General features: G+C 45.5%; 12 protein-coding genes. 5 read left to right on the top strand and 7 right to left on the bottom strand.

What is annotated here, in order from left to right; translation table 11 throughout:
• Nucleotides 1-4 precede the first annotated feature (4 nt).
• Together IQ31_RS01930 and IQ31_RS01925 are read left to right on the top strand one after the other, a co-directional pair.
• Entirely contained in the window at nt 5-3,178 is a 3,174-nt protein-coding gene (locus IQ31_RS01930) for an efflux RND transporter permease subunit (RefSeq protein ID WP_145326943.1), read from the top strand.
• 165 nt (nt 3,179-3,343) lie between these two features.
• The gene (locus IQ31_RS01925) at nt 3,344-4,432 is read left to right on the top strand and encodes an efflux RND transporter periplasmic adaptor subunit (RefSeq protein ID WP_075994845.1); all 1,089 of its coding nucleotides are present in this window, start codon (nt 3,344-3,346) and stop codon (nt 4,430-4,432) included.
• Nucleotides 4,433-4,606: 174 nt separating this feature from the next.
• Here IQ31_RS01925 and IQ31_RS01920 read toward each other — a convergent pair whose 3' ends face one another.
• On the bottom strand, nt 4,607-4,984 hold the full coding sequence (locus IQ31_RS01920) for a hypothetical protein (RefSeq protein ID WP_075992947.1): 378 nt from the start codon (nt 4,982-4,984) through the stop codon (nt 4,607-4,609).
• Between the two features lie 195 nt (nt 4,985-5,179).
• Between IQ31_RS01920 and IQ31_RS01915 the strand changes: the two genes are divergently transcribed.
• From IQ31_RS01915 to IQ31_RS01905, 3 genes are all read left to right on the top strand, one after another.
• Nucleotides 5,180-6,196 carry a hypothetical protein gene (locus IQ31_RS01915; RefSeq protein ID WP_145326942.1) on the top strand — a complete coding sequence of 339 codons (1,017 nt, stop codon included), beginning with the start codon at nt 5,180-5,182 and terminating at the stop codon, nt 6,194-6,196.
• Between the two features lie 265 nt (nt 6,197-6,461).
• The gene (locus tag IQ31_RS01910) at nt 6,462-7,877 is read left to right on the top strand and encodes an aldehyde dehydrogenase family protein (RefSeq protein ID WP_145326941.1); all 1,416 of its coding nucleotides are present in this window, start codon (nt 6,462-6,464) and stop codon (nt 7,875-7,877) included.
• 62 nt (nt 7,878-7,939) lie between these two features.
• Nucleotides 7,940-8,746 (top strand): helix-turn-helix domain-containing protein, encoded by an 807-nt coding sequence (locus IQ31_RS01905; RefSeq protein ID WP_145326940.1) that lies wholly within the window; start codon nt 7,940-7,942, stop codon nt 8,744-8,746.
• A gap of 12 nt (nt 8,747-8,758) precedes the next feature.
• On the opposite strand, the gene IQ31_RS01900 is transcribed toward IQ31_RS01905, so the two are convergent.
• The 6 genes from IQ31_RS01900 to IQ31_RS01875 form a co-directional block, all read right to left on the bottom strand.
• A complete protein-coding gene (locus IQ31_RS01900; RefSeq protein ID WP_208734079.1) occupies nt 8,759-10,243 on the bottom strand; it encodes a DHA2 family efflux MFS transporter permease subunit in 1,485 nt (494 codons plus the stop codon).
• 78 nt (nt 10,244-10,321) lie between these two features.
• Nucleotides 10,322-12,298: a PAS domain-containing sensor histidine kinase gene (locus tag IQ31_RS01895; RefSeq protein WP_145326939.1), complete on the bottom strand. Its 1,977-nt coding sequence runs from the start codon at nt 12,296-12,298 to the stop codon at nt 10,322-10,324.
• Between the two features lie 120 nt (nt 12,299-12,418).
• Complete coding sequence (locus tag IQ31_RS01890; RefSeq protein ID WP_145326938.1) at nt 12,419-13,027, bottom strand: flavin reductase family protein; 609 nt, start codon at nt 13,025-13,027, stop codon at nt 12,419-12,421.
• A gap of 19 nt (nt 13,028-13,046) precedes the next feature.
• Nucleotides 13,047-14,465: an SDR family oxidoreductase gene (locus tag IQ31_RS01885; RefSeq protein WP_145326937.1), complete on the bottom strand. Its 1,419-nt coding sequence runs from the start codon at nt 14,463-14,465 to the stop codon at nt 13,047-13,049.
• Nucleotides 14,466-14,843: 378 nt separating this feature from the next.
• Nucleotides 14,844-15,836 carry an ABC transporter permease gene (locus IQ31_RS01880; protein ID WP_075992940.1) on the bottom strand — a complete coding sequence of 331 codons (993 nt, stop codon included), beginning with the start codon at nt 15,834-15,836 and terminating at the stop codon, nt 14,844-14,846.
• On the bottom strand, nt 15,799-16,800 hold the full coding sequence (locus tag IQ31_RS01875) for an ABC transporter ATP-binding protein (protein ID WP_237241699.1): 1,002 nt from the start codon (nt 16,798-16,800) through the stop codon (nt 15,799-15,801). The genes IQ31_RS01880 and IQ31_RS01875 overlap by 38 nt, the downstream gene beginning before the upstream one ends.
• Nucleotides 16,801-16,809: the final 9 nt, after the last annotated feature.

Here is a 16,809-nt window from a genome sequence, read left to right as displayed (position 1 = left end):
ACTTATGTCACTAGTCACAGCTGCTTTACGAAGGCCGATTACCACAGTGATCATCACCCTGAGCCTACTGCTCTTTTCGGTACTCGCTGTACTGAAAATACCGATTGATATCTTTCCGCAGCTCAATTCACCGACCATTTACGTTATTGAATCTTACGGCGGGATGTCTCCCCAGCAGATGGAAGGTTTTTTCTCCTCCCGGATGCAGGATCAGTTTCTCTATGTCAATGGAATCAAGAATATATCCGCCAAAAATATTCAGGGACTTACGCTCCTGAAACTTAGTTTTTACGAAAATACCGATATGGCCGAAGCCTCAGCGCAGGTAGCACTGCAGGTAAACCGCGCCATGAAGTTTTTTCCGCCAGGGGCGCTGCCGCCACAGGTGGTCCGTTTTGACGCTTCCTCCTTACCGGTGGGGCAACTGGTGCTATCTTCGAAGACAAGAAGCCTCAAGGAGATTTACGATATGGCGAGTACCCTGGTGCGGCCCATGTTTTCTGCGGTACCGGGTCTCTCTGCACCGCCACCTTTTGGCGCCAACTCCAGGACGATTACGGTCAATGTTGACCCCAATAAACTGCGGAGCTACAACCTGACCGCCGACGAGGTGGTGATGGCATTGTCGAAATTTAACGTGATGTCACCATCCGGTAACCTGCACCTCAACAACACGATGTATGTGACAACCATCAATTCACTGATCAAGAATGTCGCAGATTTTGCTGATATCCCTATTCTGACAAAAAATGGAATTCCGATTTATATCAAAGATGTCGCACGCGTATCGGACGCCTCGGACGTGACGGTAAGTTATGCACTGATCAATGGCCGGCGCTCTGTTTATATCCCTGCCGTTAAGACATCGGATGCGTCCACCTGGGCAGTGGTCAGCAACCTCAAGGCCAAGCTTCCGGAAATCCAGAATCTGCTGCCCGAGGATGTGAAGGTGTCTTATGAATTTGACCAATCAGTAGCGGTTATGAATTCGGTGCAGAGCCTTTTGCACGAAGGGGGGCTCGGTGCTTTGCTTACCGGTCTCATGGTTCTCTTGTTTCTGCGCGACTGGCGGAGCAGCCTGATCGTAATCGTAACCATACCGGTATCCATCCTGATCGGCGTCCTGCTACTGACATTGTTTGGCCAGACCATCAATATCATGACCTTGAGTGGTTTGGCCCTGGCCATCGGTATCCTCGTGGATCAGGCCACGGTGACCATCGAAAGCATACACCAGCATCAGGAACAGGGTACGCACAAACGTAAGGCGATCTACAATGCCTGTCAGGAGATTGCCGTGCCGCTGCTTTTGATCCTGTTCTGTATTTTGGCCGTATTTGCACCTTCTTTTATGATGACGGGAATTCCCCGGGCGATGTTTCTTCCCCTTTCTTTATCCATTGGATTGACGATGATCGCTTCGTATTTTATGGCGCAGACTTTGGTGCCTATTTTATCCAACTGGCTGCTCAAAGAACATCATATCGGTCATTTCAAGTCAGACTCGCCGGGCTTTTTCGATAAGTTCAAAAAGCGTTATCGCTTCGGCCTATACCGCTCCATGCGCCATAAGGGCAAAGTCATCATCGGTTATCTGGTGCTTACGCTGGGGCTTGCGGCAGCGGCATTTGTGTACATCGGCAAGGACATGATGCCAAAAGTCAACAATGGACAGTTTCAGCTACGGATCAAAGAGCCCGATGGAACCCGGTTGGAACGTACCGAAGAGTCCGTTAAACAGGTGCTGCAGGTAATCGATAGTACGGTGAACCATCAGGTCGCCATCAGTTCGGCCTATGTTGGTCTGGTGCCCAGCAGCTATGGAGTCAGCAACCTCTATGTATTCAATACCGGAACGCATGAAGCCGTGATCCAAGTGAACCTCAATGCAGACTACCATGTGAATATGGACGAACTCAAAGATGTTTTACGACGAAATATCCATTATAAACTGCCCAAATTGCGCCTTAATTTTGAGCCTATTGATATGACCGAAAAGATTATGAGCCAGGGCGCTGCAACGCCGATCGAGGTGCGCATAGCCGGAAAGAAAATGGACGAACTGAAGGTCTATGCCGATCAGGTTGTCAGCGCATTGTGGCACATCGATTATCTGCGGGATGTGCAGATCGCGCAACCGCTGCGGCTGCCAACCATTTCCATTGCCATCGACCGGCTCAAAGCATCCCAGCTTGGTCTGCAGATGGATGATATTGCTCGATCGGTAACGGCCAGCACTTCCTCGAGCCGGTTTACGCAGAAGATCCAGTGGCTCGATGAAAACAATACCTATACCTATCAGGTACAGGTGCAGGTGCCTGAATATGTGATGAATACCATGGACGAGCTGCGCGAAATTCCACTGGTGAAAGGACAGCTCACACCGACCTTGGGCGATATAGCCACTTTTAATACACAGTATCTACCAGGTGAGTATGACCGGCATGGGCCAAGGCGGTATTTGACCGTGATGGCAAATATCCATAAGAAAGACCTGGGCACAGCAACAGCGGATGTGCAACAGGCTATTCGTGAACTCCAGGCTCCACCGCGCGGTGTCGTGGTAGAAATGAAAGGGATGTCGACACTATTGCTCGATACCATGGGTAGTTTGCAGTTGGGGCTTGCCTGTGCAGTTGTTGTTATATTTCTGCTACTGGCAGCGAATTATCAGAGTGTGAAGCTTTCGCTGACCGCATTGGTGACTATTCCTGCAGTGATCCTTGGATCCTTGGCGATGCTATTGCTCACAGGGTCGACGCTCAATCTGCAATCCTACATGGGTATGATTATGTCTACCGGTGTCTCCGTAGCCAACGCTATTTTGATCGTGTCCAATGCGGAAGCACTGCGATTGGATTTCCGTAATGCCAGGACGGCGGCGCTGGCCAGCGCGACAACGCGGCTACGTCCGATCCTGATGACCAGTATGGCAATGATTGCCGGAATGATTCCTATGGCCATGGGAATGGGGGAGACGGGTGAGCAGGCGGCACCATTGGGCCGGGCCGTGATCGGCGGTCTGTTTGCCTCCACATTTGCTGCTCTTTTTATCCTGCCGCTCCTGTTTGTGTGGATGAAGGAAAAATCCACGTTCGATTCCGAATCACTATTGCCGCAGGACGAGCCCGATCATCAAAAGTTACTGGTGGAAAAAGACAAGTATAGTGTTAACTAAAAAAAATGTAGTGTTCTTTCAGAATTTAAACCCAGCAGTATAAACTAGGGCGATAAAGATGGAAGTGGCTATGCAACAGGAAGAGAATCGTATTTAAAGATAAAATCGCCCATGGCAGTGATGCCTTAAAGACACAATTGAGTAATGAATATGAAAATAAAACGGATGAAAAAAATAGGCTATTTACTACTACTGACAGGCTTACTTTTCGCTTGCGGTCAAACCGAAAAGCCGATTGACCTGACGCCAAAAAATCCGGCTAAGGCCAGTACCTATCAGACAACAGTCATACAAGAGAAAGTCATGTCCAGCAGTGTGCGTTTACCCGGTAAGCTCAAACCCTTTAATGAAGTAAATATCTATGCCAAGATGAATAGCTTTGTTAAGCATATCTTTGTGGATAGAGGTACAGTTGTTAAAAAGGGGCAGCTGCTGATGCAGCTGGAGGCGCCAGAAATGCTCGCAGCGGTTCAGGCCGCACATTCACGTTTTGTACAGGCACAGGAGACCGCTTCTGCGAGTAAGGATAAATATAAAAGACTCAAAAATGCCGCACAGGAGGAAGGCGCAGTATCCCCGCTTGATCTGGACAATGCCCTCTCGAAGATGAAAGCTGACGAAGCAGTCGCCATGTCGGAAAAAGCAAATGTGGAAGAAGTTGAAATGTTGCAATCGTACCTGAACATCAAAGCGCCATTCAATGGTGTGATTGTACAGCGTAATATCTCCGAAGGAGCACTGGTCGGACCGGGAAAAGGCAATGATCAACCTCTGTTGATTCTGCAGGATCTCAATAAATTACGGTTGGAAGTGCAGATCCCCGAGACCTATGTCGATAAAGTAGACCTCTCGAAAAAGGTTGCATATCGTTTTAATAATACCCCGAATAAGGTGTTTGAAGGGATGATAGCCCGTTCGGCGAATTCGTTGGGCGCCATGCAGTCTGAAGCAATAGAGGTCGATGTCGCAAACTCGGATAATAAGCTCAAACCCGGTTTATACTGTGAGGTCGATATTCCATTGTCTGCCGGAGCCAATTCGTTATTGGTACCTTCCAATAGTATCGTGCGTTCTACAGAAAGGCAGTATGTGATCCAGCTCATAGATGGCAAGACACATTTTGTGGATATCAAAGAAGGGGTATCCACGCATGATTCTACCGAAGTTTTTGGAAAGCTAAACAGCAGTGATCAGATCTTGCTGCATGCCAATGACGAAATCAAAGAGGGGGTCAAGCTGCCTTTGGAAAAATAAGTATACATCTTTATCTCCAAAAAGTGTGAAAGGTCCTTTTGGGCCTTTCATTGCTTTCATTGTATTCTATAAAGAAACGCTTGTTTACTAATCAAGAATAGAAAAATAGCTTCAGCTAAAAGCGGCAACTATCATGAAATCAGCCTCGAAAAATGGCTGGCATACATAATAAGGCTAGGCGTTTTTGTATGAAATCCGTATATACAGGGGAGTCGCCTCTGCTTCAGTTCCTCCATCGAGCCATTCGTCGACCCCGTATATACAAAGCTCTGTGAAATCTGGTTGCTCAACTTTCTTTTCGTCTTTTCGAACTTGAAGTACATGGCCCTCCATGAGGTAATTGCTGATCGCAATGCCAAGTTTTTGACTAAGCTCAGCGGGAAGTTGGTTAAGTTTATCCGCCTGATTGGAGCTTAGGTTAAAGTTGTGCTCCATCCAGTCCACAAAATTATCTCTCATAAGCTGCAGCGCTAGTGCGCGATCTACCCGAGGTAGCGCGAGAAGTGTGGCAACTTTAGCTGTCAAACCGACATCGTCTAAGTTTTCTTTCATAAAAGTTCTCTTTTGGCAAATATTTATTTTAAAGATTACCTAAGCGAATGCCAAAGAATAACCTCCGGGATTTTGGAGGATAATCTACTTTTTGAAGATTAAATTTTGCTTAATACTTGATTAATTTTAATAAATTAGATGTTCAAACAATATAAACCTTAGTCTAATAACAGTATTTGATGGAATGATATGAAAATGTTAAAATTATTCGTAGAGAGTTTTTTCGTCTCTTTGATTTTTAATCTAATTGGAAACAATGGATTTAAATTAAATAGAATTTGGATGCCAGCGTATTGGACCTGGACGTTGGCATTTGCTTTGGCAATAGTCGTTGCTGCGCTGCTCATTCGTGTTCAATTGAAAGTTTTGTGGATTTATTGGCAGAAAAAATATCCGCAATTGCAACTATTTGGAAGAGGACGCGTGCAGACCAATAGTTTACCAAAATCAGAACTGGTATGGGCTATTCTGTCCACATCCTTAGCAGTTTTAATGCTATACCTCTGCTTTATCTTTTTAATCGCTTTTGTACGTAGCGGTAGTACGTATATGCTTTTTATAAACTATTTATTCCATTATATACCTTTTATTGCTACAGGATGCTTGGCCTATGTAAGCTATGTTTTTATTGGAGGCCAATTATGGTGGCTTACGCCAACAAATGCAGTGGCGCTTTTCAGCGATCTATTACCAGAAAAAATAGTTCCTGTAGAAAAAGTGGTCACCATACTGCCTCCAAGCGCATTGGATAAAAGTATTCCAATCGGATCACTCTATGATGTGCTTTACCTCCAAGCTCGATTCGATCTAAGTTCATTGCAGAAAGATGCTGTTCGTATGTTTGATGTCCCTTTTTATTTTTCTAAAAAAGGAAAAAAAGAAGTTGTACAGATTGATGGTACGCGGCTAGAAGCCGATCGTTTCTTGCATGAGCTAGAAACTAGAGGACTTGACAAATGGTTTTTCCGTATAAGTAGCACCTGTAGGGTGAATATGATGCATATCCGTTTTCCAATTTCGCCTAACGCGACTCAACTGGAGTTTCGTAAGGAGGTGATTCAAAGTCTGAGGTTGAAGATGACGGCGATGGAGATCGGAAACCTGCTGCTGGTAACAGAATGGATGCGAAAAGAAAAAAAGTTAAAAGATTTTTTGGATAACGTACATAATCTGCGGCATAAGGGCTGGGACCAACTTATACCACTGAACTGATAAATTCTGCTATTATAAAGATCAAACGGATATAGCCTAAAATGCTGTATCTCTGACTTTTTTGAAAAACAATCAGATGACGTTCCTTGAATTATTCTTGCGGGTAGACAAGGCCTTTGCCGAGGCAGTGTTTATCCAAAGGCATTGTTATAAACCGAGTATGCGCATTTGTCGGATCTGAGCTTTTTTGCAAAGTATAATTGAGCTTTTTTGCCAAGTTGAGTCGAGATGGTTCCACTAAATTTGCTTTATAAATAGGAACAAAATGAAAACAGTTAATAGGATTTATGTCAACGGGGAATTTGTAAGCTCGCACGGAACGGAAATTTATGAGCTCATCAATCCGTCTACGAATCAAAAAATCGGTGAAGTCACTTTAGCCGATGTAACCGACACAAGGAATGCCATTGCAGCGGCAAAAGCTGCCTTCCGCACATTTTCAAAATCCACCGTTTCGGAACGTATCGGTTATTTAACAAAATTGAAAACGGCGATTGAGAAGAGAAAGCAGGATTTTATCGATGTGATGATCGAAGAATACGGCGGAACGCATCAATTTGTCAGCATGAGCAACGCGCATACCGGAGCCTGGTTTGACAGCATGATCGAAGTGCTTAAAAGCTTTGAATTTGAACGGACAATTAACGCCGCATCGGTACGCTTTCAGCCTGTGGGTGTTGTCGCTATCATTACGCCCTGGAATGCCAGCAACAGTTCGGTGGCCAGTAAAGTCGCTACCGCAATCGCGGCAGGATGTACCGTAGTCGTCAAACCCAGTGAAATGAGTGCTTTGCAGACGAATGTGTTGATGGAAGCTTTTCACGAAGCCGGTTTACCGAAAGGTGTGATCAATGTGGTAACGGGTCTCGGAAATGTGGTGGGCACGGAACTGAGCGAGAATCCCGGAATTGCCAAAATATCGTTTACGGGTTCTACAGCCGTCGGAAAATCCATCGCTAAACAAGCGGTCGATACCATGAAACGCATCACGCTCGAACTGGGTGGAAAATCGCCGAATATTATACTGGATGATGCAGACCTCGATAAAGCAATTCCGATGGCCGTATACGGCGCTTATATGAACAGTGGCCAGGCCTGTATAGCGCCGACAAGGCTCCTCGTGCCACAGGACAAGCTGGATCAGGTAAATGCTATAGCAAAGGCCACTGCGGAAAGTATGGTTGTCGGTCTGCCACAAAATGCCAATACCAACATCGGGCCGATGGTGAGTGTGAAGCAGTTTGATAAAGTACAGCAGTATATTAAAACGGGTATCGAGGAAGGGGCAACCTTGTTGACCGGCGGATTGGGAAAACCTGAAGGTCTGGAAGAGGGCAATTTTGTGAAAGCCACCATTTTTACAAATGTCAGCAATGCGATGACCATTGCCCGGGAAGAGATTTTTGGTCCCGTTTTGTGTATTATTCCCTATCAAACCGAAGCGGAAGCCATAGAAATTGCCAATGATACGCCTTATGGACTAGCAGCCTACATCTCATCGGCGGATAGCGAAAGGGCAAAACGTGTGGCCGAAGAGATCGATGCTGGGCGGATCTGTATCAATGGATTCAGTCACGACCCGATGGTTCCGTTTGGCGGATTCAAGCAGTCGGGCATTGGACGGGAATATGGCGTATATGGTTTGCAACCTTACCTTGAAATCAAAGCCGTACTAAGCTAAATTTTTATACATTTGACAAAGCGTTGTCGTACGAACGGCGCTTTGTCTTGATCGATCGTCTTATGATAGAAAATTCGGATATTGTCTATTCCTGTTACCACCAGGTGAGCAGAAAAGGGGAAAATTTTGTGGCTCAGCATACGATTTCTTATCAGCTGTCGGGAAGTTTTATGTTGTCCGACAATAAAGACAAGCATACTGCGAACCCGGGCGATTTTCATCTCATCAGAAAAAACCAGCTGGTGAAATTTGCAAAAATTCCACCACCAAACGGCGCCTGTGAAAGTCTGAATATCTACCTGAGCGACGAAACGCTAAAGAATTTTGCGAATGAGTATCAGCTGAAATCCGAACATTCAACGCCAACAGAAGCGCTGGTTAAAATTGATGTCAATGCGGTTCTTGAAAATTTTATCGTGTCGCTGAAGGCCCTTCTCCAAAGCAATTTGAATAATAAATCACTCACCGACCTGAAAATCAAGGAACTTTTGTTGATCCTCCTGCAAACGAAACCAGCGCTCAAAAATATCCTGTTTGATTTTTCTGAACCGCATAAAATAGACCTTGAAGCCTTTATGAATCAGAACTACAGGTATAACGTTAATTTAGACCGTTTTGCCTGGCTCACAGGCAGGAGCCTCGCCACATTTAAGCGCGATTTTGAAAAAGTCTTTCAAACATCGCCGCATCAATGGATTTTGAAAAAAAGACTGGACGAAGCACATTATCTGCTAAAAGAAGAAAAGCGGGCTGCTTCGGACATCTTTGTTGATCTGGGCTTTGAAGATCTGTCGCATTTTTCCCATGCGTTTAAAAAAAAGTTTGGCTACAGCCCGAAAAGCCTACCTAATACCGAAAAGCCTACCTAATATTTAAAAACACTAAGCGGCGTTCTGAACTTCTTTCTTAATTGAGATACCCCTTAAATTGGCTCCGTCACTTGGTTTAATTTTGAAATACTCGATTAGGGATAGCAGCGATAAGCCAGCAATTAACTGCAAGGCCAAGCTAAAATCCCGCATCTGATAAACCGTATCCTGATAATAACTGCTTGCCAGGTGTAGCGTTACTGCACCTAGGGCGATACCCATACCAAGTGCCATTTGTTGTGCCGTATTGTACAGCGTATTTGCATTGCTCATCTGTTCGTTTGGTACGTCTGCATAAGCCAGGGTATTTAGGCTGGTAAATTGGAGCGAGCGTGTAAGGCCCGAGAAAAAGAATACAATTGCCACCAGCCAGATCGGCGTTTGTATGGAAAGCAGGGAGAGTCCGGCGGTTACCAGTGTTAAAATAATACCGTTGCCGATCAGGACCTTGCGGAAGTCAAATCTGCGTGTTATCCACATGGCCACCGGTTTCATGCTCATACTACCGAACATGTTGGCCATATAGAGGAGTCCGGCGTGAAAAGGGCTCAGTCCAAAACCCAGCTGTAACATAAGGGGCAATATAAAAGGAGCAACATTGATGACCATACGGGTAATGGAGCCTGAATATACTGTAATCCGGAAGGTTTTTACGTTCAGAATACTGTAATCAATCAACGGATACTTAATGCGTTTGGAGTGCCAGATCGAAACGGCCATCAGCGCAAAGCTTGCCACAATGGTCGCCGCTGGTTTTGTATAATCGCCTTGGGCTGCGCCGATCATTTCAGTTCCCAGCATAATTCCGGCAAGACCGATACCGCTGATAAAAAAACCGATAATATCAAGGGGACGATTATTTTCGGAATCCATCGCTGGAATAAATTGATGCACGGCCCACAGCGCAAATACACCGACGGGTATATTGATAAAGAAAATCCAGTGCCAGCTAAAATAGGTTGTAAAAAATCCGCCCAGCACTGGGCCGATAATAGGGCCTAATAACCCAGCCCAGGCAATATAACCGATCGCTTCAACCAGATCTTTCTTTTCGGTGTGCTTGAGTACAATAAGACGTCCCACCGGTACCATGAGGGCTCCGGCTGTACCCTGGCAAATACGTGCAATAACGAAAGATGTTAGGTTGGTACTCAGTCCACATGCGATTGAAGAAAGTATAAATCCGATAATCGCCAAATTGAAAACTTTTTTTGCGCCGTAGCGGTCGGCAATCCAGCCGCTGATTGGAATAAATACAGCTAACATGACGGTGTAAGAGGTAATACCTGCACTGAGGTGTACAACATCACTCTCAAAATCATGTGCCATTTTGGGTAAGGCTGTCGATATCGCTGTGGTGTCGAGCATCTCCATAAGTAAAGTGCCACCTACAATGAGCGATATGATGCGCGATTCTTTCTTCATCTTGCTCTTCTTAAATCCCGAACGGGAAACATTTGCGACAAAAGTAAGCCTATCGTAAAAAAGAAAAGTCATTTAAAGGCAATTAAATAACAGATATGTCCGCGTATGTGTTTGGCGAAGAACCGAAGAAAAAAACTTTTAATGTTTACCTTACTGGGCGGGAAGCTGCACCTTAAATGTGGTTCCTCCGGCCGAGTTGCTCTCCACAGCGATGTGTCCGTTATGCAGTTCTACAATTTCACGGCAGAGATAAAGTCCTATGCCAAATCCAGAGATTGTTCCGACTCTATCTTTTCCTGCCCTGTAAAATCGCTCGAATATCTGATCCCGGTCTTCTTCGGCAATACCCATACCCTCGTCACTGACAAAAATCTCTACTTCCTGATTTGCCGTGGGCAAATAGCCAAATGTAATCTGGGTTCCTATCGGCGAATATTTGGCCGCATTTTCCACAAGATTTTGGATTACCTGCGAAATTTTATTCGGGTCAGCAGCAATGGATAGACTTTGCGTCAGGTCAGCGACAATCTGATGGGTGTTTATCCTCAATTTAAATTCATCTTCAAGTTCAGCAAATAATTCCTTCAGATCAAACACTTCTCTTTCTATCATCATTCTGCCGGAGTCGAATCGCGAGATGTTCAAGAATCCATTGATTAAGTTCTTCATATTTCGAACTTGTCGAAGGGATTTCATTGTAATGTCTTGGTAATTCGTGTTTGCTGTAAGGAATGCCTGACGCTGCATCAATTGAAGATAGGCGTTTATAGAGGTCAAGGGTGTCTTCAGTTCGTGGCTAACGATGCTTATGAAATCATTTTTCCGCTGTTCCTCAGCTTTTTGTTCGGTAATATCCCGTAAAGTACCGTTCAGACTTACTGCTTTTCCCTTGGCATCGTAAAATACTTTACCACGTGCCTGCACGAGTCTAACGTTCGGGGACTGCGCATGGAAAATACGGTATTCAATAAAGTAATTGCCATCCGACTCTTCACTTAGTGCATCAGTTATGGCAACTATTACACGTTCCCGATCCTCTTCTACGATGGAAGAAATAGCGGCGGATAAATCCAATTGATCCTTATCGGCTAAACCAAACCATGATTTTAACAGCGCATTTCCGGAGAACAGATTATTTTTGGGCTCATAATAGAACGTCGCAAGCTCTCCGGCATCAATAGCCATGGACAGCATGTGTTGATCTTTTTCACTTTTCCGCCGTTCAAGGATTTGGTCGGTAATATCTTCAAGAATAATCAGAATTCCAGTGACTTTGTTGTCAGTTGAAAAAATAGGTTGATAGATCGAGTTTACGATAGCCTCCCGCAGCCCGTCATTGTGACGCAGCAATATGGAGAGTTCGTTGTTTGTTTTCCGTTCGCCTTTTTCGAACGCTTCCCGGAGCCACTGGTTCACGGGCTGGCCTTGCAGTTCAGGCCTTGCGATTTCGTGGGGCCGGCCCTGCACATCGGCTAACTGATGGCCCCATATTTTTAATATGGTCGGATTCGCTATGTCAATAATAAGTTCCGGACCCTTAAGCATCGCTATGCCAACAGGTGCCTGCTCAATAATTGTCCGCACTTGTTCACGGCTTTCTGCCAGAAGTTGTAAGGAACTGTTGAGCTCATCATTTGTAGCGGTCAATTCTTCGAGCGTTGCCGCCATTTCCTCCATCAGCCCTTGTTCCTTTTTTTCTTTTTCCCGAATCTGTTGCTGATGCTGCCTTCTTAAAGTAACGTTGCGGGCAGTGTTTAAAATACACCAGGTTTTATTGTTTTCGTCTAATAGGGCTCTATATTCATAATCGAAATAATCAGTCACCGGAACATCGTTTTTAATGAGTCTGGCTGGTGCCTCGTTAACGGAATAGGATTTACCCGTACGCCAAACCTCTTGCAGAATAGCTAAGAACGGCTGGTCTTCCAGTTCGGGAATAGCACTGATAAGTGCTTTACCGATAACGGATGCGTCTTTGCCCCACACGGAAAGCATGCCCTCATTGGCGAACTGTATAGTCATTTCTGGGCCGGTATAGATCGACGTCGGCTCGGGAGAACAGCTCAGTGCCTGTAAGATGAGGTCTTCGCCAAATGAGGCACTGCCAAATTTTTTCTTGATGTCCATTAGACCAAAGATAAAGAATACATTCTATAGCGTAACACATTATCTTCCGCTCTGGGAAGTAAAGTCTTGAAGAAAGCCGAACTGTGTGCTTTCTTTATGAAAATCCTTGCGAAAAGTTGCTTAAGGCTTCGCATAAGGTAATCGTTCAATCCGGCTTGTGGTATGATAGCTGTCAAGACCGCTAGAAGTCACGGTTCCGGCTACTTCGATATCGATATAACCATCCTCTTTTAAACAGTTATCGGGCACGAAAGCTGTTTTTATTTGGCCGATGATCAATGTTGTACCGTTCAGCTCAATAGCTGTTTTCTGAACAAAGCTGCAGGCGAATTTTATTTTACTTTCTTGAACAAAAGGGGCCGGAATATTTTCCAGGTATTCAGGGCTAAGTCCAACCTGTTCAAATTCGCTAACATCTTTAGGATATTTTGCACTACATTGGTGTGCCTCATGTACAAATTCGGATGAGACATGATTAATCGTATACCATTTCTGCTCCAGGATATTATCCAGGGTGCTGCTAAAATCTGTCGCCGGCCGAAGTATAATGCCACAGAGTGCCGGATCTGCGCCCAGGTGGAACAAACTGCTGAACGTGGCAAGGTTTTCACTTCCGTCCCTGTTTTTTGTACCGATCAATACCAGGCTTTTAAAGCCGCCCAGCGAGTTTATAAAATTTGCTCTGTATCTTCTTTCAAATGCAGCAATTGCGTTCTCATTATAAATCATCGTTTATGAATTTTTATTTTTAAGGTTTAGCTATTCTATTAATCATGCCCCTAAATATGAAGCCGTGAAAAGGCCATACGGCATACCAATAGAGCCTTCCGGCAAGGCCCAGGGGTCTAAAGGTCGCGGTCTGCAGCAGGATATTATTCTCGATTTTAAATTCTAGCCATGCCTCTCCCGGGAGTTTCATTTCGGCATAGAGCAGCAATCGTTTTGTCTTTTTATCGGCGATCAGTACGCGCCAAAAATCAAGTGCATCACCTGCAGCCAGATCGCTTTTATTTTTTCGTCCCCTTCGCATCCCCACTCCGCCGACCAATTGATCCATGAATCCACGGATTTTCCAGAGCCAGTTGCCATAATACCAGCCGGAATTTCCTCCAATGGACCAGATTTTGGTCAATGATGCTTCACTATTGTGGAGGGGAGCCGAGCGGACATCCCTAAAGCAACCATAACTGGGCACTTCCAGCAACCGGGTGAGTCCGCCCGATAAAATATGAGTGGTCTGTGCGTCTTTCCAGCTGGACACCACATTGTCGCTTTCAATTTTTTGAAATGCTAATTGGATGGATTTCCTGTAATTGATCAGCATAATACCGAGTTCTTCCGCCAGATTATTGGGTTTACAGATCACTTCTACTTTCATGCTATCGACCAGATTTTTGGCTAGGTTATAGGACGTCGAGGTAACAAAATAGAGCCAGTAGGAGGAAAGCCGCGGCGTCATGAGCGGGATAACAAAGATCTTTCGCCTCAGTTTTCGTTCGGCAGCATATTGCAGCAGCATCTCTTTATAGCTAAGGATGTCTGGACCGCCGATATCATAGCTTTTGTTAAAGGTATGCGGGTTGGCGATAACACCGATCATAAATTCGATCACGTTGCGTATGGCGATAGGCTGACATTTCGTCTGCAACCATTTGGGCGTAATCATAACCGGAAGTTTTTCCACAAGATCCCGAATGATCTCGAAAGATGCGCTTCCCGAGCCAACGATGATACCGGCCCGCAAGGTGGTTATCGGAATCCGCCCGCTGGCCAGGATGTTTTCAACGTTTCTTCTCGAGTCGAGATGCTTCGATAAGTGATCTGAATTAATTATTCCGCTCAGATAAATGATCTGTTGTGCGCAGGTTTTTTCCATAAAGTTGCGGAAGTTGGTCGCACATTGCGCTTCCATTTGCTGGAAATCACCGGACTGCGTCGCCATGGAATGGATCAGGAAATAAGCAATATCAATTTCAAGTGGTATTTCTTTCAGACTTTCGTTATCCAGGAAATCGACTTCAACAACTTGAACATGCCCCGGGATTGCCGAGGTATCAAAACGATTCTTATCTCTTACACAACAAATAATTTCATGTCCCTGTTCTAACAACACAGGCAAAAGACGTTTTCCAATATACCCCGTCACTCCGGTCAATAGAATTTTCATAGCCTGATTTGTTAAGTTCAATTGTTATTTAGTGTATACAAATATACCAAAATGCAGTCTAATTTGTTTTTATTTGGTGTGTTTTTATTCTAATGCAGCAAGACGCACGCTATTGATCTTTTATTTCTTCAGTAAGCAAAACTTTAATTGCAACATCATGTGTGTAGCGTTTTTGGCTGTGCCCTGGCTTCGGTCAGCTCCAGTGCATTGGAGCCTTTGAAGAGAGTGCTTGTACCATCCCCACCTATAGGCTACGTGAATAGGGTGCTTGCTAAATGATCGAAAAGAGCGAGCGAAAAGGAAATACTAAAGGCGCACGGAAGCGTGCGCCTTACAGTTTGTGAAAGCAGTTCTGACAAGCTGCTTTGGTGGAAACGCTTAACTTCTGATTTCCCTTCGCATAAAAATGTAATAGGACCAGGCAAAACAGATCATCATGGCTGCACAGAGGCCACTGACCTGTGGCCACACCATCAGAAAACTTTCCCGAAAGGAAAGTGGTGCGGGGATGGCACCGACCATCTGTTCCATGGAAATGGGACCTAAGCTGCGTACCGAGGGCATCAATAGGGTAGTGGTGGCATCGGTATAGAGCTGACTCGGTGATAAGCGGAGCAGATTTAAGATGAGCTCATTATAGCCGATGTACTCCTGCTCCGAAATGTAATTGGGGTTAGGTAAAAAAGGGCGTATTGCCAGATTGACCAGAATAGGAAAGAATACCGTAAAAAACAACCAGATGCCGATCGCGGTAAGTGCTGAGGTGGCCGGCTGGCGAAAGCGGATCGACAACAGGATGGAAAGGCTCAGCCAGAAGGCGACATAGAGCACACTGATCAAGGTAAAACCGAAGATACGCAGCAACTCCTGGGGTTCTATCCGGACACCTGTACCGAGGAGACCGCCACCGATCATCAGCATGACCAGCGCAACAAATAATGTACCCACCACGGCCAGTGGCGCCAGAAATTTGGCGAACAGCAGGTTGTCTCGGTAAATTGGCTGCGCCAGCAAACGGGTGAGTGTACCGTTGTTGTATTCTGCATTGACGGCGTCAAAACCCAAGGCTATGCCCAAAAGTGGCGCTAGAAAGTTTAAAAAAACATGAAATGGCGGAATGGAATTATCCGTTGTGGTCAGTAGCTTGAGATAGAGAAATGACTGATCAGGATCGCGCATATTGCTGACAGCGTCTTTCAGCCCTATGGATGAAACGTATAGGGATGCGCCGAAAGTCAGTACGATGAGCAGGATCAGTATAATAAAACGCCAGCTGCGGATATGTGCCGCAATTTCTTTGCGGACCAGCACCTGCATCGGAAAGGATGGCCGTTTATTGGTATCTTTTGAAGAAACCCTTGGATTTTTCATAGGCATTATCTGTAGTTATGCTGTTCTCAAAATATGTATTATAAATATCGTCGAGCTGGTAGTCGTTGCGGCTCACGGAAACGATATCGGCGCCATTGTTTACCAGCAGGCGTACAGCCATTGCTGTTGTATCGCTGTCTGTTTTTAATTCGATCGTAAATCCGTCCACCTTAAGATCACGGAGTCCGGGCAGGGCCTTTAATGCTTCTGCAAACCGTTTGGTATCGCCCTGGGCATGGTCAAGGGTAATGACGGTACTGATGCCTTTCTGCTGCTGCAGGTTATGGGCAAGGATTTCAAGTGATCCTTCAACCAGTAATTTTCCGCCAACAAAAATACCCACCCGATCGCATACACGCTGCACCTGGTGGAGGTGGTGTGAAGAAAGCAGTACCGTTAGGTTATGCTCCCTGCTGAGCTGCTTGATGAGCTCAAGGAATTCGTCAACACCCTTGGGATCAATGCCAAGCGTAGGCTCATCAAGGATGGCAACCTCGGGAGCCTTGATCAGCACTTCGGCCAAGCCTAGACGTTGTTTCATACCGCGAGAAAAAGCGCTCGTTTTTTTATGCATTTCCCGTTCGAGCCCCACCACATGTAACATGTCTTTTGCAGAAGCTTGTGCATAGGATTCCGAAAGACCATTTAATCTGGCAATAAAGCTTAGGTTTTCCAGGGCCGTCATATCCGGGTAGAAACCTACATTGTCGGGCAGGTAGCCGACTTTTCGTTTCACGGCGATCGGATTGCGCGTAGCATTATGACCACAGACATAGGCTGTGCCGGAAGTGGGTTCGGTCAGGCCCAGCATCATGAGGATGCTGGTTGTCTTGCCGGCACCATTGGGGCCGAGCAGGCCAAAGATCTCTCCGGGATAAATGTGCAGGTCCAACTGATCTACAGCGGTTACTTTGCCGTAGCTTTTTGTCAGGCCTGTCAATTGAATGATAGGATCCTTCATCATGATAATCTT

The organism is Sphingobacterium siyangense (genome assembly GCF_007830445.1).
GTDB classification, from domain to species: domain Bacteria; phylum Bacteroidota; class Bacteroidia; order Sphingobacteriales; family Sphingobacteriaceae; genus Sphingobacterium; species Sphingobacterium siyangense.
This window is presented reverse-complemented; position numbering and strand designations above follow the sequence as displayed.